The sequence below is a fragment of the Exiguobacterium sp. s7 genome (assembly GCF_018618195.1).
GTDB lineage: Bacteria > Bacillota > Bacilli > Exiguobacteriales > Exiguobacteriaceae > Exiguobacterium > Exiguobacterium mexicanum_A.
Genome location: NZ_JACSLO010000005.1, coordinates 194,264 through 215,763, shown reverse-complemented (window position 1 = coordinate 215,763; position 21,500 = coordinate 194,264). Strand labels below are relative to the sequence as shown.

24 protein-coding genes are annotated in these 21,500 nt (G+C 52.7%); 12 read left to right on the top strand and 12 right to left on the bottom strand.

All coding sequences use genetic code 11. The features are described from left to right. The first annotated feature begins 9 nt into the window (after nt 1–9). Nucleotides 10–2,442, top strand: coding sequence for a glycogen/starch/alpha-glucan phosphorylase (locus tag KNP79_RS08805; protein ID WP_034776498.1), 2,433 nt, complete (start codon nt 10–12; stop codon nt 2,440–2,442). 17 nt (nt 2,443–2,459) lie between these two features. On the opposite strand, the gene KNP79_RS08800 is transcribed toward KNP79_RS08805, so the two are convergent. Continuing rightward, nucleotides 2,460–3,278: a sulfurtransferase gene (locus KNP79_RS08800; protein ID WP_052090077.1), complete on the bottom strand. Its 819-nt coding sequence runs from the start codon at nt 3,276–3,278 to the stop codon at nt 2,460–2,462. A gap of 99 nt (nt 3,279–3,377) precedes the next feature. Here KNP79_RS08800 and KNP79_RS08795 point away from each other — a divergent pair, with 99 nt between their 5' ends. The 3 genes from KNP79_RS08795 to KNP79_RS08785 all read left to right on the top strand — a co-directional run bounded on the left by KNP79_RS08795 (nt 3,378) and on the right by KNP79_RS08785 (nt 6,636). Next, nucleotides 3,378–5,105, top strand: coding sequence for a phospho-sugar mutase (locus KNP79_RS08795; RefSeq protein WP_215192022.1), 1,728 nt, complete (start codon nt 3,378–3,380; stop codon nt 5,103–5,105). Between the two features lie 125 nt (nt 5,106–5,230). Continuing rightward, nucleotides 5,231–5,989, top strand: coding sequence for a transporter substrate-binding domain-containing protein (locus tag KNP79_RS08790; RefSeq protein ID WP_034776504.1), 759 nt, complete (start codon nt 5,231–5,233; stop codon nt 5,987–5,989). Then, nucleotides 5,986–6,636, top strand: coding sequence for an amino acid ABC transporter permease (locus KNP79_RS08785; RefSeq protein WP_214712585.1), 651 nt, complete (start codon nt 5,986–5,988; stop codon nt 6,634–6,636). Before KNP79_RS08790 ends, KNP79_RS08785 begins: the two co-directional genes overlap by 4 nt. A gap of 60 nt (nt 6,637–6,696) precedes the next feature. Here the strand turns inward: KNP79_RS08785 and KNP79_RS08780 are convergent, their stop codons facing one another. The 3 genes from KNP79_RS08780 to KNP79_RS08770 all read right to left on the bottom strand — a co-directional run bounded on the left by KNP79_RS08780 (nt 6,697) and on the right by KNP79_RS08770 (nt 9,043). Beyond that, nucleotides 6,697–6,933, bottom strand: a complete 237-nt coding sequence (locus KNP79_RS08780) for a hypothetical protein (RefSeq protein ID WP_215192034.1) — start codon at nt 6,931–6,933, stop codon at nt 6,697–6,699. A 48-nt stretch (nt 6,934–6,981) separates the two neighbouring features. Further along, nucleotides 6,982–8,082 (bottom strand): ABC transporter ATP-binding protein, encoded by a 1,101-nt coding sequence (locus KNP79_RS08775; RefSeq protein ID WP_034776508.1) that lies wholly within the window; start codon nt 8,080–8,082, stop codon nt 6,982–6,984. Nucleotides 8,083–8,185: 103 nt separating this feature from the next. After that, on the bottom strand, nt 8,186–9,043 hold the full coding sequence (locus KNP79_RS08770) for a PucR family transcriptional regulator (RefSeq protein WP_353048135.1): 858 nt from the start codon (nt 9,041–9,043) through the stop codon (nt 8,186–8,188). Between the two features lie 70 nt (nt 9,044–9,113). Between KNP79_RS08770 and KNP79_RS08765 the strand changes: the two genes are divergently transcribed. The 4 genes from KNP79_RS08765 (at nt 9,114) to KNP79_RS08750 (ending at nt 13,067) form a co-directional block, all read left to right on the top strand. Then, entirely contained in the window at nt 9,114–10,205 is a 1,092-nt protein-coding gene (locus KNP79_RS08765) for a DUF445 domain-containing protein (RefSeq protein ID WP_052090200.1), read from the top strand. Between the two features lie 35 nt (nt 10,206–10,240). Further along, nucleotides 10,241–10,612, top strand: coding sequence for a YlbF/YmcA family competence regulator (locus tag KNP79_RS08760; protein WP_034776512.1), 372 nt, complete (start codon nt 10,241–10,243; stop codon nt 10,610–10,612). 129 nt (nt 10,613–10,741) lie between these two features. Continuing rightward, nucleotides 10,742–12,514, top strand: coding sequence for an SLC13 family permease (locus tag KNP79_RS08755; protein WP_034776514.1), 1,773 nt, complete (start codon nt 10,742–10,744; stop codon nt 12,512–12,514). 58 nt (nt 12,515–12,572) lie between these two features. Further along, nucleotides 12,573–13,067, top strand: a complete 495-nt coding sequence (locus KNP79_RS08750; RefSeq protein WP_214752371.1) for a hypothetical protein — start codon at nt 12,573–12,575, stop codon at nt 13,065–13,067. A gap of 32 nt (nt 13,068–13,099) precedes the next feature. On the opposite strand, the gene KNP79_RS08745 is transcribed toward KNP79_RS08750, so the two are convergent. From KNP79_RS08745 to KNP79_RS08735, 3 genes are all read right to left on the bottom strand, one after another. Next, a complete protein-coding gene (locus tag KNP79_RS08745; RefSeq protein WP_034776515.1) occupies nt 13,100–13,318 on the bottom strand; it encodes a YhzD family protein in 219 nt (72 codons plus the stop codon). 39 nt (nt 13,319–13,357) lie between these two features. Next, the gene (gene dinB, locus KNP79_RS08740; RefSeq protein WP_235420122.1) at nt 13,358–14,449 is read right to left on the bottom strand and encodes a DNA polymerase IV; all 1,092 of its coding nucleotides are present in this window, start codon (nt 14,447–14,449) and stop codon (nt 13,358–13,360) included. Nucleotides 14,450–14,510: 61 nt separating this feature from the next. Beyond that, entirely contained in the window at nt 14,511–15,428 is a 918-nt protein-coding gene (locus KNP79_RS08735; protein ID WP_052090080.1) for a magnesium transporter CorA family protein, read from the bottom strand. 172 nt (nt 15,429–15,600) lie between these two features. Between KNP79_RS08735 and KNP79_RS08730 the strand changes: the two genes are divergently transcribed. Continuing rightward, nucleotides 15,601–16,473 (top strand): HD domain-containing protein, encoded by an 873-nt coding sequence (locus KNP79_RS08730; protein WP_233004917.1) that lies wholly within the window; start codon nt 15,601–15,603, stop codon nt 16,471–16,473. 38 nt (nt 16,474–16,511) lie between these two features. Here the strand turns inward: KNP79_RS08730 and KNP79_RS08725 are convergent, their stop codons facing one another. Beyond that, the gene (locus KNP79_RS08725; protein ID WP_034776518.1) at nt 16,512–17,510 is read right to left on the bottom strand and encodes a peptidylprolyl isomerase; all 999 of its coding nucleotides are present in this window, start codon (nt 17,508–17,510) and stop codon (nt 16,512–16,514) included. Nucleotides 17,511–17,661: 151 nt separating this feature from the next. On the opposite strand from KNP79_RS08725, the gene KNP79_RS08720 reads away from it, so the two are divergent. Continuing rightward, nucleotides 17,662–18,000: a DUF1878 family protein gene (locus KNP79_RS08720; RefSeq protein ID WP_235420124.1), complete on the top strand. Its 339-nt coding sequence runs from the start codon at nt 17,662–17,664 to the stop codon at nt 17,998–18,000. Here the strand turns inward: KNP79_RS08720 and KNP79_RS08715 are convergent. Then, nucleotides 17,984–18,547, bottom strand: a complete 564-nt coding sequence (locus KNP79_RS08715; RefSeq protein ID WP_021066715.1) for an HTH-type transcriptional regulator Hpr — start codon at nt 18,545–18,547, stop codon at nt 17,984–17,986. The genes KNP79_RS08720 and KNP79_RS08715 overlap by 17 nt on opposite strands. A gap of 60 nt (nt 18,548–18,607) precedes the next feature. Then, complete coding sequence (locus KNP79_RS08710; protein WP_235420126.1) at nt 18,608–18,964, bottom strand: hypothetical protein; 357 nt, start codon at nt 18,962–18,964, stop codon at nt 18,608–18,610. Nucleotides 18,965–19,138: 174 nt separating this feature from the next. Here KNP79_RS08710 and KNP79_RS08705 point away from each other — a divergent pair, with 174 nt between their 5' ends. Continuing rightward, nucleotides 19,139–19,468, top strand: a complete 330-nt coding sequence (locus tag KNP79_RS08705; RefSeq protein ID WP_232938993.1) for a hypothetical protein — start codon at nt 19,139–19,141, stop codon at nt 19,466–19,468. A gap of 50 nt (nt 19,469–19,518) precedes the next feature. Here the strand turns inward: KNP79_RS08705 and KNP79_RS08700 are convergent, their stop codons facing one another. Beyond that, nucleotides 19,519–19,947, bottom strand: a complete 429-nt coding sequence (locus KNP79_RS08700; protein ID WP_214712566.1) for an HIT family protein — start codon at nt 19,945–19,947, stop codon at nt 19,519–19,521. 131 nt (nt 19,948–20,078) lie between these two features. Here KNP79_RS08700 and KNP79_RS08695 point away from each other — a divergent pair, with 131 nt between their 5' ends. Beyond that, nucleotides 20,079–21,128 (top strand): hypothetical protein, encoded by a 1,050-nt coding sequence (locus tag KNP79_RS08695; protein WP_215192020.1) that lies wholly within the window; start codon nt 20,079–20,081, stop codon nt 21,126–21,128. Nucleotides 21,129–21,174: 46 nt separating this feature from the next. On the opposite strand, the gene KNP79_RS08690 is transcribed toward KNP79_RS08695, so the two are convergent. Then, nucleotides 21,175–21,429 (bottom strand): GlsB/YeaQ/YmgE family stress response membrane protein, encoded by a 255-nt coding sequence (locus tag KNP79_RS08690; protein ID WP_034776523.1) that lies wholly within the window; start codon nt 21,427–21,429, stop codon nt 21,175–21,177. Nucleotides 21,430–21,500 lie beyond the last annotated feature (71 nt).

Here is a 21,500-nt window from a genome sequence, read left to right as displayed (position 1 = left end):
TACACACATATGTTTACAGATAAACAGAGCTTCGTCACTTCATTTCAAGAGAGATTCGTCGCATTAAACGGGAAGTCGTTTGATGAAGGGACCGAGCAGGAAGTGTATCAAACGTTGGCAACGATGGTGCGCGAACAGGCGATCCCGAAATGGATCAACACCCGCGACAAGCACGAAGAAAAACAGAGTAAACAAGTCATTTATTTCTCACTTGAATTTTTACTCGGCCGTTTTCTGTATAACAACCTGCTCAGCATGGACGTCTTAGAAGTCGTGCAAGAGGGGTTAGACGAACTTGGTTTCAACTTCACCGACATCACGGAATATGAACCGGAACCGGGTCTCGGGAATGGGGGGCTCGGTCGTTTAGCGGCATGTTTCCTCGATTCACTCGCCGCGCTCAGCCTGCCTGGGCACGGGAACGGGATTCGTTACCGTTACGGCTTGTTCAAACAAAAGATCGTCGACGGCTATCAAGTCGAGTTGCCGGACAACTGGCTCCGTGATGGCAACATGTGGGAGACACGCCGGGCTGACCGGGCTGTCGACGTCAATTTCGGCGGTTGGATCGAGATGCGACAAATCGGGGACCGGCTTCGCGTCGTCCACCATCCGGATGAAGTCGTCCGAGCCGTGCCTTACGACATGCCGATCATCGGCTACAAAAACGATGTCGTCAATACGCTCCGTCTTTGGAACGCCGAGTCACCGTTTGATGACGAGGAGTACATGGAACGGACGAAAGGTTCGTACAAAGACTTGCTCAAATACAAGCAGTCGATTGCGACCATCTCTGAGTTCCTCTACCCGGACGACACGACATATGAAGGAAAAGTGTTGCGCTTGAAGCAACAGTACTTCTTCGTTTCGGCGGGCGTTCAGTCAATGATCGCGTCTTACTTACGTCATAATAAATCGTTGAAGCACTTAGGCGACCATTACGCCGTTCACATCAATGACACGCATCCGGTCGTGGCCATCCCCGAACTCATGCGGATTTTAATGGACGACCACGGTTACGGATGGGATGAGGCGTGGCGTGTGACGAAGAGCGTCATGTCATTCACGAACCACACGCTTCTCGCCGAGGCACTCGAGAAGTGGCCGGTCGAGATGTATGAACGGCTATTGCCGCGCATCTATCAAATCATCACGGAAATCAATCGTCGCTTCTGTAAAGATGTGCTCGTCAACTATCCACATCTCGAGCCGCACATGGGCGAGATTGCGATCGTGTCGAACCAACACATCAACATGGCGAACCTTGCCGTCGTCGGCTCGCACTCGACGAACGGGGTCGCCCGCATCCATACCGATATTTTGAAGCAACGTGAGATGCGTCATTTGTATGAGATGTTCCCGCTTCGCTTCAACAACAAGACGAACGGGATCACGCATCGTCGCTGGCTGCTCAAGTCAAATCCGCGACTCTCGAACTTGATCACCGATGCGATCGGTTCGTCATGGATCGAACACCCGAACGATCTTGAGAAGTTGATGGGTGTGTCAAAAGACGCGAGCTTCCAAGAGCAAGTCATGAACGTGAAGCAACAGAACAAACTTGACCTCGCCGGCTACATTCAAGCAGAGACGGGCATCGCCGTCGATCCGGAGTCGATTTTTGACGTTCAAGTCAAGCGGCTCCACGCTTATAAACGTCAATTGATGGACGCGATGCATATCCACGCGCTCTATCAGAAGATTCAAGCGGACCCGACGTTCACGATGGTGCCACGGACATTCATCTTCGGTGCGAAGGCGGCGCCAGGTTACTATTACGCGAAAGAAGTCATTCGCTATATCAACGCGCTCGCAGCCATGATTAACAACGATAAGCGGGCGAGCCGCTTCATCAAGATCGTCTTCCTCGAGAACTACCGCGTCTCGATGGCGGAGCGAATCTTCCCAGGTTCGGATTTGAGTGAACAGATTTCGACGGCGAGCTACGAGGCGTCAGGTACCGGCAACATGAAGTTCATGATGAACGGTGCGCTTACGATCGGGACGCTCGACGGGGCCAATATCGAGATTCGCGATGCGGTCGGGGACGATCACATCTTCATCTTCGGATTGACACCGCAAGAAGTCATGAACTACAAGAAGTTCGGCGGTTATCATGCGGCCGACATCTACCATGCGAACACGGAAGTGCGTAACGTCGTCGATGCCCTCGTCAACGGAACGTTCGACAAGGTCGGAGAATACCAATTCCAAGCCATCTTCGACTCGCTTCTCGTCTATAATGATGATTTCCTCGTGTTGAAAGATTTTGCGTCTTACATGCAGGCGCAACGACGCGTCGACGAGGTGTTCTCGGACAAAGCACGCTGGGCCGAGAGTTCAATCGTCAATACGGCCAAATCGGGAATCTTCTCGAGTGACCGGACGATCACGGAATACGCGAACGCCGTCTGGAACATCAAACCGACGAGCGTGAAATAAAAAAAGCGATCCACCCGTTACGGGTGGACCGTGTTTTCTGGATAACTGATCCAATCAGAGTAAGACCCTGGGTACAGCCGGACGTCATCTTTACCGAGGGCGTGTAACGCCAAAATGTTCACGCAGGCGGTGACTCCGCTCCCGCAATAGAAGATGGGGTTGGGGACGTCGAGGACGTTGGCGTACAGCTCTCTCAAATCATGAAAATCTTGAAGCGTGCCGAGGTCGGTGACGGCTTCGGTATACGGACAAAGGACGGCGTTCGGGATATGGCCCGGTTTGCGATCAATCGGTTCATGGCTGCCGTCGTACCGGTCGGCCGTCCGTGAATCATAGAGCCCGCCCGTGACCGTGGCGGCACGGACGTCTTCGATCGTCGCAATCATCTCGTCTTGGAACGCTGGGACGTAATCTGAGGCGGGGTAGGACGGAACGTCCGTCGTCGTCTCGCCGCAGTAAGTGATTCCGGACTGAATCCCGCCCTCGAGCACGATGACACGCTCATGGCCGGCCCATTTGAATAACCACCAAGCACGGGCGGCATAAGGGAATCCGTCATCGTAAATGATGATCAAGTCATCTTTTTGAATCCCGATTCGGCGAAGCGTCTCGGTCCATGCTTCTTTTGACGGCAGTGGATGGCGCCCACCGTGTTCGGACACGGGACCAGATAAATCTTCCATCAAATCGAGGAAGACGGCGTTCGGGAGATGCCCCTGTCGATACACATATTTTCCGTATGAGGCGTCGTTTAATGAATAACGACAATCAATAAAGCGAATCGAGTCCGTATGGACGATGTGTTTCAATTCTTGGGCACGCATAGTTGGAAACATAGTATCACCTCGAAGTTTCGTTACTCCCATCGTATACAAGATGGAACAAATTGGCGAGTACTTCGATTGAATTTTTGAATGTCGAAAGGGGAACTGACCATGACATGGCAACAGACATATGACCGATGGAAACAACACGAGGCGCTCGAACCGCACTTGCGCGCCGAGCTTGAGGAAATGGAGCAAGACGAGACGTCGCTCGAGGACGCCTTTTATAAGACGCTCGAATTCGGGACGGGCGGTATGCGCGGGGAAATCGGACCAGGTGCGAACCGGATGAACATGTATACGATTCGTAAGGCATCGCAAGGATTCGCGGACTTTATCGCTGCCTCGGGCGAAGAAGCGAAACGTCACGGCGTTGTCATCGCCCACGACTCACGTCACTTCTCGCCGGAGTTCGCGCTCGAAGCGGCGCGTACGCTCGCCTCGAACGGGATTAAGACATACTTGTTCCCAAGCCTGCGGGCCACACCAGAGTTGTCGTTCGCCGTCAGACATTTAAACGCATTTGGAGGCATCGTCATCACGGCGAGCCACAACCCGCCAGAATATAACGGTTTTAAAGTATACGGTGCCGACGGCGGACAGTTGCCGCCGGCTGAGGCCGATGAGCTCGTCTCATACGTCAACGCGATCGAAGACGAATTAAAGATCGAAGTCCAAGACGAAGCCCCACTCCGCGCCGATGGCACGCTCGTCACCGTCGATGTGTCGGTCGATGCCGCTTATATGGAGGCCCTTCAATCGATTCGCATTCATACAGATGTGCAAGGAGACCCGCTTAAAATCGTCTACTCGCCACTCCACGGGACGGGACGCCGTCCGGTCATGGAAGGGTTGAAGGCGTATGGGTTTGAACATGTCACCATCGTCGAGGAGCAGGCCGAGCCAGACGGGTCGTTCCCGACGGTCAGTTATCCGAACCCGGAAGAACGGGCCGCGTTTGAGCTCGCGATGCAGTACGGCGACCGCGTCGGCGCCGACTTGCTCATGGCGACGGATCCGGACGCCGACCGTGTCGGTTTCACGGTCCGTGACCGCAACGGCGAATGGTTCGTCTTGACGGGGAACCAGACCGGGGCGCTCCTCATGGATTACATTCTGTCTCAAAAAGTCGAGACGGGGACGCTTCCGACGAACGGTTTCGTCGCGAAGACGATTGTCACGTCTGAACTTGGGGCGGCCATCGCCAAGGCGTATGGGGTTCACCTCGAGAATACGCTCACCGGCTTCAAGTTCATCGGTGAGAAGATCAAACAATATGAAGAATCTGGTGAATATACGTTCTTGTTCGGCTACGAAGAGAGCTACGGGTATTTGATTGGCGACTTCTGCCGTGACAAGGATGCCGTCCAGGCGTGCTTGCTCGGCGCTGAGATGGCAGCCTTCCATAAACAACAAGGACGCACGTTATACGATGCGCTCCAAGCTGTGTATGAGAAGTATGGCTTCTATGAAGAGTCGCTCCAATCGATGACATTGAAAGGGAAAGCCGGTCTCGAACAGATCGGCCGGATGATGGAGGCGTTCCGCGCCAATCCGCCGCAGGAAGTCGGAGGGTACGAAGTCGTCCGCTTTGAAGACTATAAGCAACAAGTCGCGACGAACTTGCGTCAAGGAGAGACGGAAGCAATCGAGTTGCCGTCGTCGAACGTACTCAAGTTCATCTTCGAGGATGGCTCATGGTTCTGCCTGCGTCCGTCTGGAACGGAGCCAAAAATCAAGTTCTACTTCAGCGTCCACGCCGATAGCGCCGAGAAGACGACGGTCAAACGAGAGGCGATTGAACGAGATGTCATGAAACAAGCGAAAGCAATCGATTAAGCGAGGACCACTGCCCTGACGAGGGCAGTGGTTTTTGTTTGACATTGAATGCCCCCGTCAGTATGATGAGGTTATTGTTCAAAACCATGTAATCATATAAGGATTATCAGGAAGGCGGAATTCATATGAAAAAATCGTTAACAGCAGTACTCGCTATCGGCGCATCGTTCGGGGTGCTCGCAGCATGCGGCACAGAGACAGACAGCGGTTCAGAAGAAGCCGTCATCACAGTCGGAACAGAAGCGACATACCCGCCATTCACGTATAAAGATAAAGGTGAAATCACAGGGTATGACATCGATGTGTTGAACGAAGCGGCCGAGCGTGCCGGTTACACGGTCGAATACGAGCCGATGGACTTCAAAGGACTCGTTCCAGCACTCGACGCGGAACGCATCGACATGATCGCCAACCAGATGAGCATCACGCCAGAACGTGAAGAGAAATATGCGTTCTCAGACCCATACGCCGTCTCAGGCGCACAAGTCATCGTCGCATCAGACAATGAGGACATCCAAGGCATCGACGACCTCGACGGCAAAGTCGTCGGCTCGACACAAGGATCGGTCTACGCCAAGCTCGCTGAAGAAGCTGGAGCTGAAGTCAAGTTCTACAAAGGCGCGAACCAAGTGTTACAAGATCTTCAAGTCGGACGTCTTGACGCAGCGCTCAACGACCGTCTCTTCATCTTGACGGAGCTTGAGAAGACGGGTTACGACGTGAAAGCGGTCGGTGACGTCTTCAACAAGAGCGAAGCGGGCTACATGACACGCCAAGACTCGGACGTGCTCGATAAGTTGAACGACGCGCTCGCTGAGATGCAAGAAGACGGTACGATGGCTGAAATCGGTGAGCAGTACTTCGGTGAGGATATCAGTCAATGAGTGAACTGATCACGACCGTCATCGAGAACCGTTCGGCCTATGTAGAAGCCGTACAATTGACGTTGATCGCCAGTATCCTGTCGATTCTCCTCGCCTTGGTGCTCGGTCTGATCATCGCATTACTTCATAGCAGTCCAATCAAAATTGTCCGTTTGTTCACGCGTACGTATATCTCGTTCTTCCGCGGGACACCGCTCTTGTTGCAACTTCTCATCTTGTACGTCGGTTTGACCGGATTCGTTCAGTTGAGCGGGATGCAGGCGCTCATCTTCGGGTTAGGCCTTCACTTCGCGGCCTATATCTCGGAAGCGTTCCGGGCGGCGATCAATTCGGTCGACCAAGGACAAGTCGAGGCGAGTGTCGCCCTCGGCATCCCGCGTGCGAAGCGCTTCAAGGATATCATCTTCCCCCAGGCGCTATCGCGTGCGATCCCACCGGTGTCCAACTCGGTCATCGATATTATCAAATCGACGTCGCTCGGTTCGGTCATCGCCGTCCAAGAGTTGACGTACGTGTCGGACCAAATTGCCGCGACGACGTATCTCGTCATGCCGCTCCTCTTGTTCTCGGCATCGATCTATTGGATCTTGTCGACGCTCATCCAGGCAGGGCAGCATCGTCTCGAACGTCGATATGCGATTCGTTGACACAAAGAAATCCCTTTGATTCTAAAATCGAAGGGATTTCAGCTTCCTAACCAGCATTAATTAAATCGCTCGTCCTTCCGGCGCCCACGCTTTCCGCAGGCAATCCCGGAGCCGCATCGCGACGCGCGTCGCTGCTGGGTCTCCGTTGGATTGCTTTCCTGCAGGAGTCGGGGCGCCATCGGACGAGCAACACAAACGGTCACCATCTGGTTGCCGTTTGTGTTTTTTCGAGTCTTTGAGCTCTTCGCGCACAAAAAAAAGACGAATCAAATCGCAATATACGATTTGATTCGTCAATAGCCTGAAAAATCCCTTCGATTGCAACCAATCGAAGGGATTTTTGTATTAACGGATGACTTGTTCTGTTTCCGTGTCGAAGAAGTGAGCTTTCGTCATATCGAGTGCGAGTGTGACGTCGTCACCCATGTGGATGTTCGAACGTCCATCGATGCGAGCCGTGAACTGGTGGCCGCCAAGTTCAGCGTACAAGTATGACTCAGCGCCCATGAGCTCGGCGACGTCGATATGCGTGCGGAACGTGTGCGTCGTTGGTGAGTCGATGTAGATCGGTTCATCATGGATCGATTCTGGACGGATTCCGAGAACGAGCTCTTTACCGACGTAACCGCGGTCACGAAGACCTTTCATTTTGCCTTCAGGGACGTTGATTTCTTCACCACCGACGAGGAACTTCCCATCAGCCAATTTACCGCGGAAGAAGTTCATTGAAGGTGATCCGATGAAGCCGGCTACGAAGATGTTGTCCGGGTTTTCATATACTTCTTTCGGCGAACCGACTTGTTGGATGATTCCGTCTTTCATGATAACGATGCGAGTCGCGAGTGTCATCGCTTCCGTTTGGTCATGGGTAACGTAAATCGTCGTCGTGTCGAGACGGTTGTGCAATTGGATGATTTCTTTACGCATCTGAACGCGAAGCTTGGCATCCAAGTTTGAGAGCGGCTCATCCATCAAGAACACTTTGGCATCACGGACGATGGCACGGCCGATGGCGACACGTTGACGCTGACCACCAGAGAGTGCTTTCGGCTTACGTTGAAGGTATTCTTCAAGTCCGAGGATACGGGCCGCATCTTGGACGCGACGATCGATTTCATCTTTCGGGAACTTGCGAAGTTTCAAACCGAACGCCATGTTGTCATACACACTCATGTGCGGGTAAAGGGCATAGTTTTGGAAGACCATCGCGATGTCGCGGTCTTTCGGTGCGACGTCGTTCATGCGCTTGCCATCGATGATGAAGTCCCCGCTCGAGATTTCTTCGAGTCCGGCGATCATACGGAGTGTCGTCGATTTACCGCAACCTGAAGGTCCGACGAAGACGATGAACTCGCGGTCCTTGATGTGCAAGTTAAAATCGCTGACTGCCTTTGAGTCGCCACCTTCGTATATTTTATCAATGTGGTTCAATTGAATTTCTGCCATGTCGTTAGCCTCCTGGGAATCTGTTCTTGTATAATAGCGCTTACAAGATTGATTATACGGTGAAACCGCTTGCATTGGATATGTACACGTTGCACAAAAACGATTACTCAGATTTGTGCAACGTGACAATGAGTTGAAGCAAACTCGCATCATAGAATTGGCGGGCATCGTATCCCGTCAGTTCATACAGCCGATCGAGCCGATAATTGAGCGTATTTCGATGCATGAACAGTGCTTTAGCCGTATGGGATACGTTTAAAGAGTGGGCGAATAATGCCTCTAACAGCTCGATGTTCGTCTTGTCGAGCGTCGTATATACGGCCTCGATCAATTGGAGACGTTCGGCAAAAGTCTCATGGTCTTCTAGCAAGTAATGGTATAATAGTTGACTAGCAGGGTAAGCTTTAGTAGAGAGTCTCGCGAACGGGCGCAGCGTTTGATGTTGTTGATACAGTGTCCCTAACACACCGAGCGGTCGCTCGCTATAGATGACATGGGCCTCAACGTAGCAATCGCTCGCCACGGCTCGTAACACGTCCTCGAACTCGGACAAATCGACGAGTTGATTCATCTCGATGATTTCCACGTGATGTCGCGTCATGACGACGATTTCCGCTTCAGGCATGAAATCGTGCAATATCTCTAAAAATTGCTCGAGCGATTCCGGCTCTTGATAATGGAGCGACAGCGACAACAACCGAAATGGCTGGGCGATCCGATACGAATCTGTGAGCAAGCGGTCTTGCCATTTCTCTTGACGCGGATCACGCGTCGTCACAAACGGTGTCGCCGACCATTCAAGCAGCTGTCGTTCACGCTCGCTCAATTCCATTTTGGGTAGTCCAAACACGGTCCCATCGTGTGCTTGGTACCAGATGTAGTCTCCGGATGCATCTTCCGACCGATGGACAACGGTCGGGAAAATCGATTTAATACGATCATACGTAGTCAATACAATCACCTCTTCAAACAATGTATCATATTTCAGAACGGAGGCAGGCAGTTTGGACAGTCTACTAAAAATATTCATCATGATCGCCATCGGGGCGACAATCGGGGGAGTCACGAACTTTCTCGCTATCAAAATGTTGTTTCGGCCCCATCATCCTAAATACATCGGGAAGATGAGAGTTCCGTTCACCCCGGGGTTGATCCCGAAACGTCGCGACGAATTGGCAACGAGCCTCGGGAAGACGGTCGTCAAGCACTTGTTGACGCCTGAAGGGATGCGTAAGCGCCTGCTCGATGAACAAGTCGGTAATCATATTACCCACTTCGTGCAAGGTGAGGTTCGGACGATGCTTCGTTCAGACAAGACGATCCGTTCGCTCATCGAACCGCTCTATCCCGATGCGGAGACACGTGTGTTGGGAGAAGCGGATACGAAGCTCCGGCAAGAGCTCCGACTCGTCCTTGCGGATGTGAAGTCGCGTCAACTATATGAGCTTCTCGGTGAAGACGGGATGGACCGTGTCCGCGGCATCATCCCCGAAATCGTGGACGCCCTGCTCGTCAAGTCAGAAGAATACTTTTATTCGGCTGAAGGCGAGGCGCAACTTCGGCACATGGTCGACTCGTTCGTCCAACGTCGGCTCGGTTTCATCGCCGGGTTCGTTCAAAACTTGAATTTCGTCGAAATGATTCGTCCGGAGATTATCAATATCTTGCGAGGTGGCTCGACTCGGTCTGGCATGGCGACGATGATCACGCGCGAATTCGAGCGGTTCAGTGAACGCTCGGTCGATACACTGCTCGACGACCGATTAGAGGAACGGTTGATTGACGGTGTGACGACGGAAGTCGTCTCGCGTCTCCCGGTTGGGGAACTGCTCGATCGGACCGTCCACTCCTATACGCGGGACGTCGAAGACCGTGTCGTCGAAGAACTCGTGCCGAACGGCGTGAGGCTCGTCATCACGCGCTTCACGGATCAAATGGAGACGGTCATGGATCGCCTGAAAATCGATCAAATCGTTCAAGAGCAAGTGAGCTCGCTCGATACCTCGTACCTCGAAGAGATCGTCCTTTCGATCTCAAAACGAGAGTTCCGGGCAATAACATGGCTTGGCGCCTTATTAGGTGGTATGATTGGATTGATTCAAGGGTTGATTGCCATCGTTTGATCGGCACGCCCTAATAGTTTTTAGGAGGACGTCACATGTCACAATCAAACTTGTACGATCATGCTTACCAATTGGAAAAAGCACTTCGCGATTCTGAGGAGTTCACAAATCTCTCTTCACTATACGACCGTGTCAATGCGGATGCAGAAGCGAACCAGTTATTCGCTGACTTCCGTGATATCCAAATGACGCTTCAACAGAAGCAAATGCAAGGCGAAGAAATCTCTGAACAAGAGATGATGGATGCGCAGACAAAAATGATGGGCGTTCAACAAAACGAATTGATCATGGAGCTCATGCAAGAAGAGCAACGCATGCATCAACTGGTCACAGAAGTGACGAAAATTATCATGAAGCCACTTGAAGAGCTCTACGCTCCGATGGTGAATGATAACGAAGTTCAATAACAGTGAAGCGGATGGCAATCGAGCCATCCGCTTTTTTGTTGCCTAGATTGTCACCCAATTCATGATAGCGCTTACATGAAGCGTGGTATACTCTATTTGTAGGTCATTTCACAAGAAAGGGTGGACGTCATGGTCACCTTGGTGATTTTAGCCGTCATGATCATCGGTTTTATCGGAGGTTGGCTCCGGGCCGACTTGGTCGCGCTGATTGGTCTCCTCTTGCTCGTTTTGACAAATCAACTGACACCGGTCGAAGCGATGGCCGGTTTTTCGAATTCGGTCGTGCTCATGATCGCCGGACTGTTCATTGTCGGTGCCGGGTTGTTTCACACCGGCCTCGCCGAACGGTTAGGGGCCGCTCTCATCCCGTACGCGAAAGGGAGTGAAGTACGTCTCTTTCTCGTCCTCATGGTCACCGTGACGTTTTTGTCGAGCCTAATGTCGAACACGGGAACGGTCGCTTTGTTGATTCCGGTCGTGCTCGCCATGTCAAGGCAGATGGGGACGAGCCCGGCGAAATTGCTCATGCCGCTCGCCTTTTTCTCAAGCATCGGTGGGACGATGACACTTATCGGAACGCCACCGAACCTAGTCGCCGCGGAGACGCTCCGAGGCGCGGGGGGAGCGCTTGGATTTTTTGCGCTCTTGCCGATTGGTCTCGTCGTGGCTGTGGTCGGACTGTTATATTTCTATGTCATTGGGAACCGTCTGCTCGGGGCGGGGGATGTTCGTTCGTCGGCGGCCCATCCGTTGATGATACCGCAAGTAGCCGTCTACGCGCTGTCCATCACGAAAGGACACCGCCTCGTCGGTCAGACGCTTAGTGACGTCAAGTGGTCACGAGACGGCCTGGTCGTCGTCGGCGAACACCGAAAAGGAGTGGTCCATCGGTTTATCACGGCCCGAGCCGACACAGTGCTTACGGAAGGGCGTGTCCTCGTCAGTGGCGATGAGACGGATGTCCACCGCATCGCCCGACAAGAAGGATTGGTCGTCGAGCCGGTTAACGTCAAAGATGTGTACGGCAAAGAGTCGGGCGTCGCCGTTTTCACGATTCCGACCGACAGCCCGCTCGTCGGCCGCTGTTTGTCCGAAAGCCGGTTGCGCAATGAGTATCGATTGAACGTGCTTCAAGTCGTACGCCCGAACGAGGAAATCGCCATCACCCGATTGAAAGATGTGCCGCTCGAACGAGGCGACATGCTTGTCGCCCAAGGGGAGTGGGCCGACTTAGAGCGGGTCGGAAACGAGACGCACCTCTTGCTTGCCAATGAGCACGTGACCGACGTGGCTAATCGGGCCGTATCCGAACGTCATCAACTAGCAGCGGGATTGATCATGCTCGGAATGGTCACGCTCCTCGTGTTCGAGTGGGTCGACCCGACGGTAGCGGTATGGCTCGCGGCGCTTGCCATGGTGCTCACCGGAGCCGTCCGCCAAATGGACGTCGCGTATCAATCGATTCAATGGTCCTCGCTTCTTTTGATCGCAGCGATGATCCCGGTCGGCCAAGCGCTCGACAATGCTGGGATCATGGCGTGGCTCGTCACATGGATCAGTGAGTCGTTCGGGCAGGCTGGTCCGGTCTGGGTGCTCGTTGCGCTCTTCGTCGCGACGATGGTGCTGAGTCAAATCATCTCGAACACGGCGACGGCCGTCTTATTCGCTCCGCTCGCACTGTCGCTCGCCTCGGCACTCCAAGTCAGTCCCGTCCCGCTCGTCGTCGCCGTCGCCATCGCGGCCTCGCTCGCGTTCATGACACCATTCGGGTCGCCGACGAACGCGATGGTGTTCGGCATCGGCGGCTATCGCTTCTTCGATTTTGTCAAAGTCGGCTTGCCGCTTCAGGTCGTGACGGCGGTCATCGCCATCTTCACGATTTTGTTCATCTTCCCGTTTTGAAGGAAATGTTGTTTGCTCTGCCGAATGTGTAAAAAAATGCTAAACGGTGAGGTGAGAGATGATGTGGAAACGAGTTGGGATGATTTTGGCTGTGTTCTTGCTTGCGGCCTGCTCGAATGAGAGCGAACAGCCGGCACCGACGCTCGGGGCGGACGCCAAAGTGGGCAAGGCGTACTTAGAGGAGCAAGGCTATGACGTCGTCTCTTATAAAGGGAATAGAATGTCGAGCTTTGAAAAGGCAGATCTGCTTGAGTTGCCAACGCAAAGTACGTGGCAAGTCCAGATGACGCCGCCGGATGACTATATTGGACGTGACATTCGACATGAGAACTTCATCGTCCGCAACCATCCGCTCGATGAAGTCGCAGAACTCGGCCAGACGAACGTCTCGGTCATGATGGTGGACGGCGAGGTCATCGGCGGGACGTCGTATCCGGATTCGGCCGAGCCGCTTACCGGAGCGAGCTATTCACTCGATGGGAAGACGGCGGAAGAGCTGCATCCCGATTACATGGAGTGGCGCAGCGAGTGGGAAGCCAAATATAGCGAATGAACAAGCGCCTCGGGATTCCCGAGGCGCTTCTGTTATGAGGCCGTGCCTTTCAGTTTTCCTGGCAGTTTACAGCGCTCGAAGTAGATGAGTTGGCCGCGACGTGCGATGCGGGCCCCTTTATGGAGATGCCCGGCTTCCTCGAGCATCGCGAGGCCTTTCGTTTTCGCCTCGTCATCGCTTGCCGCGGTAAATGAATCGTTCAAGACGACCGTGCCGTCGTTCTCGAACGCTGTGATCGTATACTGTTCCATCCGTTCGCCCCCTTTGCTTCCATTGTACTGAATGGTCATTCATTCTTCAAGCGAAGGTTTCGTCAGCTCCTCGAACGTGAGCTGACGGGCCGTTTCGGTACGCGGAATCAACTCTGAGACCGTCATCCCGATCAAGCGGACCGGTTCGGTGATCGCCATCTCGTCAAACAGACGGCGGGCGAGCCGTTTAATCTCATCATGGTCGTGCGTCGGGTGGTTCAGTTTGATTTGATGGCTCCGGGCTTGGAACTCGCTCGTCTTAATTTTGATCGTCACCGTCTGACAGCTGAGCTCGCGGCGGTCGAGCTGATGGAGTACGTCTTCGATTTCCGGGACGACACGTTCATACACTTCTTCCGGGTCATCGAGGTCAAACGCGAACGTCGTCTCGGAGCCGATCGATTTTCGTTCCCGCGTCGGCACGACGGGGCGGCTGTCCCGGCCGTGGGCAAGCTCATATAACTGATTTCCCCGGTCGTGGCCGAAGATGGCCTTCAACTGCTCGGGGCGGGTGCCCTGCAAATCGGCGATCGTATGGTAGTCGTGCTTGAACAACGTCTGGGCGGTCACTTTGCCGACCCCGTGCATCGTCGTGATCGGGAGCGGGGCGAGGAACGTCTCGACGTCAGCCGCCTCGACGACCGTCAGTCCGTTCGGTTTGTTGAATCCTGAGGCGATCTTGGCGACGAACTTCGACGGGGCGACCCCGGCCGAAGCGGTCAGTCCGGTCCGCCGTTTGATTTCCCCGAGGATGTAGCGCGCGATATAAGGGCCCGACGTGCTCATGAGCGTGTTTTCTGTCACGTCCAAGTACGCCTCGTCGAGCGAGAGCGGTTCGACGAGCGGCGTAATCGATTTGAAAATGGCCATCACCTGTTGGCTGACGTGCCGATAGACGTGAAAGCGCGGTTTGACAAACGTCGCCTGAGGACAGAGCGCGAACGCCCGCCGTGACGACATGGCGCTGTGCACGCCGTATTTTCGCGCCTCATACGAACAAGTGGCGACTACCCCACGGCTGTGAGGGGCGCCACCGACGATGACCGGTTTATCGCGTAAGTCAGGGCGGTCGCGTTGTTCGACCGAGGCGTAAAACGCGTCCATATCGACATGGATGATCAATCGTTCCATGAACATCACCTTTCTGTATCATCTGCTCCTTTCAGTATACCGAACTTTTGTTCGTTTTTTGCTAGTTTTGCTTATTTCGTTTGCTGCGCTGTTTATCTAACTTTTCTTGGCTACGGATTTGATTCGGGAATTGCAGGAGCGACCCAATCCAATTTTTTTGCTTCAACCAGAAATAAATCAAAACCGTGAAGCCGATGATCATAAGCCAGGCGAACAAATAGCCGAGCGGCCACTCGAGCTCGGGCATTTGTTTGAAGTTCATGCCCCAGACCGCACCGAACGCGACGACGGGCGTCGTCAAGGCCGTGAAAACGGTGAGCGCCTTCATGATCTCGTTGCCACGGAAGTTTGACAACGTCGCGGCCAAATCGGTCATCGCGATGACGTCTTCTTGGTAATGTTCGATCAACGTCAGGAGCCGATTGACGCGATATTTGGCGAGACGATACGCTTTCAATTCGTTTAAGTCCATGTCGAGAAACGCCTCGCGCCCGGCCATGAGCAGTTCGCGGTACGGGACGACGGTATCGGACCATCGTTCGATCTCGCTGCGGAGCCCGAAAATCTCATTCATGAACTGGGGCGGCACTTGCCCGCTCATCTCGCGCTGGGCGACCATCAACCGTTCTTCATATTCATCGATGCCATGAAAGTAATAGTCCATCTTTTCAGCGAGCAAATCATAGAACGCCTCGATCGGGGTATCGTATTGCTTGGCCGCCACTGACTGGCAATAGACGTCGTCAAAGCCGATTGTCCATAAGAAATCCCGGGTCACGAAGTAGTGCCCGATCTTTTGCGGTTCACGCTCGAGCTGTTCATAGTCGAGCGTGAGCGAGCCATACATATAGTCTTGCTCGACAATGATTTTTGTGACTTTCGCCGTCGTCAACTGCTCTAGCCAATACGTGTACGCTTCTTCATAATGATTGTCGACCTGTACGATTTCTTCGGGTCGTGTATACCATTTCCAACTCATCTTCCATTCCCCCAATTTCCTTCTCCCTCAAGTATTCCCGCTTTCCTAAGAAAGTTGGCATCTCACGTGAACTTTCGTTAAGATGAAGGTACTGACAAGAAGAGAGGTGCTTTTTTTGACGACTACTAAAATCGGTCAGCTCAAAGTGGGCGACACGTTAAACCAATATGTCATGATCAAACAATCCTATCGAGGACTCGCCGGAAATGGCAAACCATATTTGACGCTCATTCTTTGCGATGAGAGCGGAGAGATTGAGACGAAAGTATGGGATAGCGCCGACACGGATAAATATGCGACGAAGAAAATCGTCCACGCTTCCGGAGAAGTGATGGATTACCGCGGGCGGACCCAACTGAAGCTCAAACAAATCTCCATCATCGAAGGGGAGACGGACATCGCGCCATACGTCCGTTCGGCACCTGTACCGAAGTCGGAACTCGAGACGGGGATCCGCGGCTATATCGATGCGATCGGACACGCGGGCATGCGTGAGCTCGTGACTGCGCTCGTCGACCGGAACGAAGAGGCTTACTTCACGTATCCGGCTGCGGTGCGACACCACCATGCGGTCTATTCGGGCCTTGCGTTCCATGTCTTGTCGATGCTGAAACTCGCTGAAACGATGTGTGACCTGTACCCGCAATTGAATCGTGATTTGCTCGTCTCAGGTGTCGTGCTCCACGACTTGGCGAAAGTAATCGAGTTGTCGGATGCGATCACGCCGGAGTATACGCTTGAAGGCAAACTGCTCGGCCACTTGTCGCTCATGGCGTCTGAAATCGAGGTCGTGGCCCGAGAACTCGGGACCGAACGCGAAGTCGTGACGTTGCTCCAACATCTCGTCCTCAGTCATCACGGGAAACCGGAGTGGGGATCGGCGAACGCGCCACAGCTCCCGGAAGCTGAGATGTTGTTCTTCATCGACAACATCGATGCCCGGATGAACATGTTCGAGAAGGCGTTCGAGGGGATCGAACCCGGAGCGTTCACTGAGCGGGTCATGGCACTCGATAACCGTGCGTTTTATAAACCGAAGCTATGAAGGCATACAAAAAAGACGTCCCGCGGGACGTCTTTTGCTTATTGCTCGGTCGATTCTTCGGCCGGTGCTTCTTCTGTACCTTCTTCTGACGCTTTAATGGCGTCTTTCACAGCGTCGAACTGTGTTGAAGCTTTCGCATCTTTCACGTCGACGTTATATTTCTCGATCAACTCGGCGTAGATCTTGTTCGCGTCGACAGAGGCTGCTTTTTCAGTTGCCAATTCTTCACGGATGCGATCTTTCTCGTCTTCGAGTTTAAGATCTTTTTCTTTACGATCCATGACTTTGATGACGTGGAAACCGAATTGTGATTGGACCGGCTCAGATACTTTGCCGACCACGTCTTCTTGGAACGCGTATTCTTCAAACTCTGGGACCATGGCGCCGGCTGAGAAGTAACCGAGGTCGCCACCTTTTTCACCAGAACCTGTGTCTGTCGATTTCTCTTTCGCGACGTCTGCGAAGTCAGCGCCATCGTTCAATTCTTTGATGATCGCTTGGGCTTCTTCTTCTGTCTCAACGAGGATGTGGCTCGCTTTGACTTCGACGTTCTCTTTCGCGAATTGTGCCTCGATGTCTTCGTCCGTCACTTCGACGAGTTCTGACTTCGCTGCATCGACGAGCATTTGTCCGCGGAGCGCTTCTTTGAACTCGTCCGTGTCAGTCATGCCAGCTTGTTGAATCGCTTGCTCGAACTCTTCTTTCGAGTTGAACTGCTCTTCAGTCTTGCTGAACTCTTCGTCAACTTTGTCTTGTTCGACTTTGTCGCCGTATTCTTTTTCAAGCAACTCGTTCATCGTTTCTTGGAAAGCTAGTTGTGGGACCATACGGTCGTAGCTCATGTCCGCGATCTCGCCGCGTGTCACTTCGCCGCCTTCAAAGGAAACAACTGCTGAGTTGTCCGAAGACCCGCCGTTTGTCGCCGCATATGTGCCGCCGACACCGATGAGAAGTGCAATCGCTGATGCGCCGACGAGGGCGCCTGTTGAAAACTTCTTGTTTTGTTTGTTCGGTTCGTTCGTCATTCCGTTTGACATATATTCCACCCCTAAAAATCTATAAGTTTCTAAATCCGACTATACCACATTTTGTTAATGATAACAGCTGTTCTCTTGCCTGTGTAGTATCATAGCACAGAAACGTGTCGTATAATGATGAAATAGAATGTGAAATGATGGGGTGGAGAACGTGTCGTTAGAAGAGAAAATCAATCAATTATCGTTTCAAATGGAACTGTTGCTCGGGGCGGTCGATTGGTCGGAGCGGCCCTTTGAACATGAGGTGCTCAAGGCGAATCTGACACGGCAAGAAGTCGTCGCGTTTTTCGCGCTGCTTGATGATATCCGAGAACGACAAAACGAGCAAGCGCGCTACGGTCTGTCGTCCGTAGAGCCTTTGCTCGTTCATTTCGTCGGCATGCTTCATCCTCATTTAGAGGCCGAGACGATTCTCGAGGCGTGCGTGCGCCAAGGAATGGCGCTAGACGTCACGGAACCGCTGTATCGGCAGGTCAAGCTTCTTTACTGATCTCGTCGTCCTCAGGGCGACGTCCGGCTTCTTCTGTGATCATCTTCGATGTTTCAGCGAAGATGTCCATGAAGTTGTCGCCATACAAGCGGCGAACGATCGCTGTGATGTCCGTCAAGTCCGGGAATTTCCCGTACAATTCTTGGAGCGGGAGGGAGGCGCGGAAGACGCCGTTCTCTTCCGGATCGAACGCATGAATCGTCTCGAGCAAGAGCGCTTCACCTTCAGGCGTCAATTGGACGTACGTATTTCGTTTGTCCGTCTCCTTTTTCGAGAACGTGAGCAAACCGCGGTCTTCGAGTTTCTTCGAGAAGTTGAACGCCGTCGATACGTGCATGACCCCATATTTGGCGATTTCTGAGATCGAGGCGCCGCCGAGGGCGTGAGCGATCCATAAAATATGGTGTTCGTTAATGTTCAAATCGAACGGCTTGATCCAATTCTGCCAGTCTTTCTCGACCGTCTTCCACAATGCCTTACTAAGTTGAATGATTTTATGACTATAGAGCATGGCCTCAGGGCCAGTGAATTCTTTTTCATGTTCCATGTCGATCCATCCTTTCCGGATACAATGTGACTAAAACGACGGGCGATGACAACAGACCGGTCAGTTGGTCTTTTCCGCTTTCGCTTCGGTCATGTCTGACTGTACGTTCGAAAGCTCGTCTAGGTTTCCTTGGATCCGCTCGATTGAAGGCTGAATGTCTTGTTGATAACGTTCGACTTCGGCTTTCACTTGATCCGTCAATTCTTTCCCTTGCAATTTACCGGCCGCGGCCACTTGCGACGCGTCCTTGGCAACTTTTTGGAATTGTTCTTTCAACGTAGTGATTGTGGACGCCCGGTGTTGATTGGCCGCGGCGTCATTTGCCGTTCCACGGGCGATTTTCTTCACGGTCGCAACCCCTAAAAACGCTACGACGAAGCCAAATGCAACCCACTCTCGACGATTGTGACTCGACAATATATTCCCCTCCTCAAGCACACTGATGCTACAATACATTCTTTTCATATTATTTTACCAAAAAAGAGTGATTAAAAACCTATATCTTAAATAAAATTTTTCAGAACATTCAATTTTGACCGAAAAATCATTTTATTTTAAACTATGGGTAAAGGAAGGTGACCTCCAGTGAACATGCAAAAGCGTTGGGTTGATGACATGCTAGACCTGTATAACGCGGCCAAGCGACTGGGAGATGACCCTTGGGCACAGACAATAATGGAAGCACTCGAGGCGGGATATGAAGCGTCGGAACAGAATGAACAGACGCGTAAACAAACTTTGCTTGAAAAGCGACTCGTTGAAATAGACGCCCGTCTAAATTTGTTAAGAAAAGAATTCGAACAAGCGGAATCTGTCAAATCGCGGCAACAGTTGTACGAGCAAGCGATTAAATTACAAGTCGAACGGGCCCAAATCGAGGAAGAGCGGAAACGTCATCTCGATTCGATCAATTCGTCATAAGGGCACATAAGACAATGGACCGGTCGCTCCAGGAGCGGCGGTCCATTTTTTCATAGCTTCGCTTTGATGCCGGCAGCAATGGCTTGCATGTCTTCAGTGGAGTAATCGTCTTGGTGCGTCTCCCATTTTGCGTCAAATCCATCTGTCTCGCCATAGCGTGGCAACAGATGCATATGGAAATGGTAAACCGTTTGTCCGGCGATTGCTTCGGCGTTCGATAGGATGTTCATGCCGATCGCACCCGTCTCGCGCTGGATGGCGTTTGCGATAGCAGGCACGGCTTGGAAGACATCCCGGGCGACATCGGCTGGCAATTCATAAATGTTTCGGGCGTGATGTTTTGGGATGACGAGCGTGTGGCCTTTCGTGACCTGCGAGATATCGAGGAACGCGACGACGGCGTCGTCCTCGTATACCTTATAAGAAGGAATCTCGTTTTGGACGATTTTACAAAAAATACAGTTGGCTTCAGTGTGCATGTGGGTTCCTCCATTCGTAAATGACTATTCCACTTCATCATAACATGGAAATTCAGGCGGAAGAATGATTGTCCGGGAGGATGAATCGTCTTAGACTAGAAACAACAGCAATCAAGAGAGGAAGTAAACGGATGGCGTATGTACGATCGAAAAAAACGGTACGGCGGAGGCGAATCTATTATGTCCTCCTTGCGACAATCGTGCTCGGGCTGATCGCCGGGGCCGTCTATCGCTGGGGATATCAACCGGCGGCAGCCAATGACAAGATTCATGTCCGGTTCAAAGAGGCGCTGTTGAACGAGGACGTCAGCTTCTTCCAGGAGAACGTCGAGTATGAATCAGAACCGCTGACGCGAGCCGAGGCGCTCCGCTTCATGGGCTGGTTGAATGAAGAGAAGACGATTCGGGGCGAGGCCATCTCGGAAGTAGCGCAGGACCGCGCCGACCGGGAGCAAGCTATGGAGACGGATGGGTTGTTCCGGCTCGTCGATACGGGGGCAGGACGGTTTGGTTTCTCGGACTATCGGATTGAATTGTTGCCGAAGACGCTCGTTGTGACATCGGACGTACCGTTGACGAACGTGTGGGTGGACGGTGCACAAGTCGGTCGAATTGATGAGGGGGGCGGTGAGGTGGAGCTCGAGCGTATGCCGGGTCGTTATGACGTGAAAGCCGTCGCTGTCATCGATGGGTCGACGGTGACCGAGACTGAGGTCGTGACGCTGACAGAAGACGATGACTTGGCGTTTGCCTTGTTGCCGGAACAAGCTGAGACCGTCGCCGGGCAGTTCGATCTTGATCGAGCCGAGTTGATTGAAATCGAAGTCGAAGCTCAGACAGGTCACTCGATTGAGACGATCGAAGGGCTGATGAACAAACGTGAACAGACCGTCCTCGACGAGATTGGTGAACCGATGGAGCGAGGGGACGTCTGGCGCTATGACGGGATGGAGCTGCGGTTTGTTGACGGGCGCGTCGAACGCATCGACATCGATTTACAGAAGCGGCCGGATGACCTCATTGCGCTTTTAGGTGAACCGAACGAGCGAGTCGAAACGGACCTCGGTGTCGAATGGCGCTACGACCGGACGCTGCTCGAGTCGATTTTCACGTTTTTGCGCTTGGAGAGCGAGAAACGATTCATCGAGCGGGATGAGGCCCTCTATCTCATCCTCACATGACAAAAAACGGGACCCTCGGCGAGGGTCCCGTTTTTCTAGCACTGGATTAGCGCTTTTTGTTCATTGACTTCATAACGAACGATACGATCAAGATCAAGATAATCGCACCGAGAAGTGCTGGGATAATCGCGATGCCGCCAACTGCAGGACCGAAGTCTCCGAAGATGAGGCCACCGAGCCAAGCACCGATGATACCGGCAATGATGTTCCCGATGACGCCACCTGGTACATCCTTACCTAAAATAAGACCTGCTAACCAACCGATAATACCCCCGACGATTAAAGTGATAATCCAACCCATAAAAACATTCTCCTTTCTGTTTTGTCCATTGTTCTTCCTAACAATTTTATGGAACAATGGAAGTAATGAAT

What these genes read in the sequence shown, in the direction of transcription:
- KNP79_RS08805 (WP_034776498.1), top strand. Translation starts at nt 10, where the DNA reads ATGTTTACAGATAAACAGAGCTTCGTCACTTCATTTCAAGAGAGATTC.
- KNP79_RS08800 (WP_052090077.1), bottom strand. Translation starts at nt 3,278, where the DNA reads ATGTTTCCAACTATGCGTGCCCAAGAATTGAAACACATCGTCCATACG.
- KNP79_RS08795 (WP_215192022.1), top strand. Translation starts at nt 3,378, where the DNA reads ATGACATGGCAACAGACATATGACCGATGGAAACAACACGAGGCGCTC.
- KNP79_RS08790 (WP_034776504.1), top strand. Translation starts at nt 5,231, where the DNA reads ATGAAAAAATCGTTAACAGCAGTACTCGCTATCGGCGCATCGTTCGGG.
- KNP79_RS08785 (WP_214712585.1), top strand. Translation starts at nt 5,986, where the DNA reads ATGAGTGAACTGATCACGACCGTCATCGAGAACCGTTCGGCCTATGTA.
- KNP79_RS08775 (WP_034776508.1), bottom strand. Translation starts at nt 8,082, where the DNA reads ATGGCAGAAATTCAATTGAACCACATTGATAAAATATACGAAGGTGGC.
- KNP79_RS08765 (WP_052090200.1), top strand. Translation starts at nt 9,114, where the DNA reads ATGATCGCCATCGGGGCGACAATCGGGGGAGTCACGAACTTTCTCGCT.
- KNP79_RS08760 (WP_034776512.1), top strand. Translation starts at nt 10,241, where the DNA reads ATGTCACAATCAAACTTGTACGATCATGCTTACCAATTGGAAAAAGCA.
- KNP79_RS08755 (WP_034776514.1), top strand. Translation starts at nt 10,742, where the DNA reads ATGGTCACCTTGGTGATTTTAGCCGTCATGATCATCGGTTTTATCGGA.
- KNP79_RS08750 (WP_214752371.1), top strand. Translation starts at nt 12,573, where the DNA reads ATGATGTGGAAACGAGTTGGGATGATTTTGGCTGTGTTCTTGCTTGCG.
- KNP79_RS08745 (WP_034776515.1), bottom strand. Translation starts at nt 13,318, where the DNA reads ATGGAACAGTATACGATCACAGCGTTCGAGAACGACGGCACGGTCGTC.
- dinB (WP_235420122.1), bottom strand. Translation starts at nt 14,449, where the DNA reads ATGGAACGATTGATCATCCATGTCGATATGGACGCGTTTTACGCCTCG.
- KNP79_RS08735 (WP_052090080.1), bottom strand. Translation starts at nt 15,428, where the DNA reads ATGAGTTGGAAATGGTATACACGACCCGAAGAAATCGTACAGGTCGAC.
- KNP79_RS08730 (WP_233004917.1), top strand. Translation starts at nt 15,601, where the DNA reads ATGATCAAACAATCCTATCGAGGACTCGCCGGAAATGGCAAACCATAT.
- KNP79_RS08725 (WP_034776518.1), bottom strand. Translation starts at nt 17,510, where the DNA reads ATGTCAAACGGAATGACGAACGAACCGAACAAACAAAACAAGAAGTTT.
- KNP79_RS08715 (WP_021066715.1), bottom strand. Translation starts at nt 18,547, where the DNA reads ATGGAACATGAAAAAGAATTCACTGGCCCTGAGGCCATGCTCTATAGT.
- KNP79_RS08705 (WP_232938993.1), top strand. Translation starts at nt 19,139, where the DNA reads ATGCAAAAGCGTTGGGTTGATGACATGCTAGACCTGTATAACGCGGCC.
- KNP79_RS08700 (WP_214712566.1), bottom strand. Translation starts at nt 19,947, where the DNA reads ATGCACACTGAAGCCAACTGTATTTTTTGTAAAATCGTCCAAAACGAG.
- KNP79_RS08695 (WP_215192020.1), top strand. Translation starts at nt 20,079, where the DNA reads ATGGCGTATGTACGATCGAAAAAAACGGTACGGCGGAGGCGAATCTAT.
- KNP79_RS08690 (WP_034776523.1), bottom strand. Translation starts at nt 21,429, where the DNA reads ATGGGTTGGATTATCACTTTAATCGTCGGGGGTATTATCGGTTGGTTA.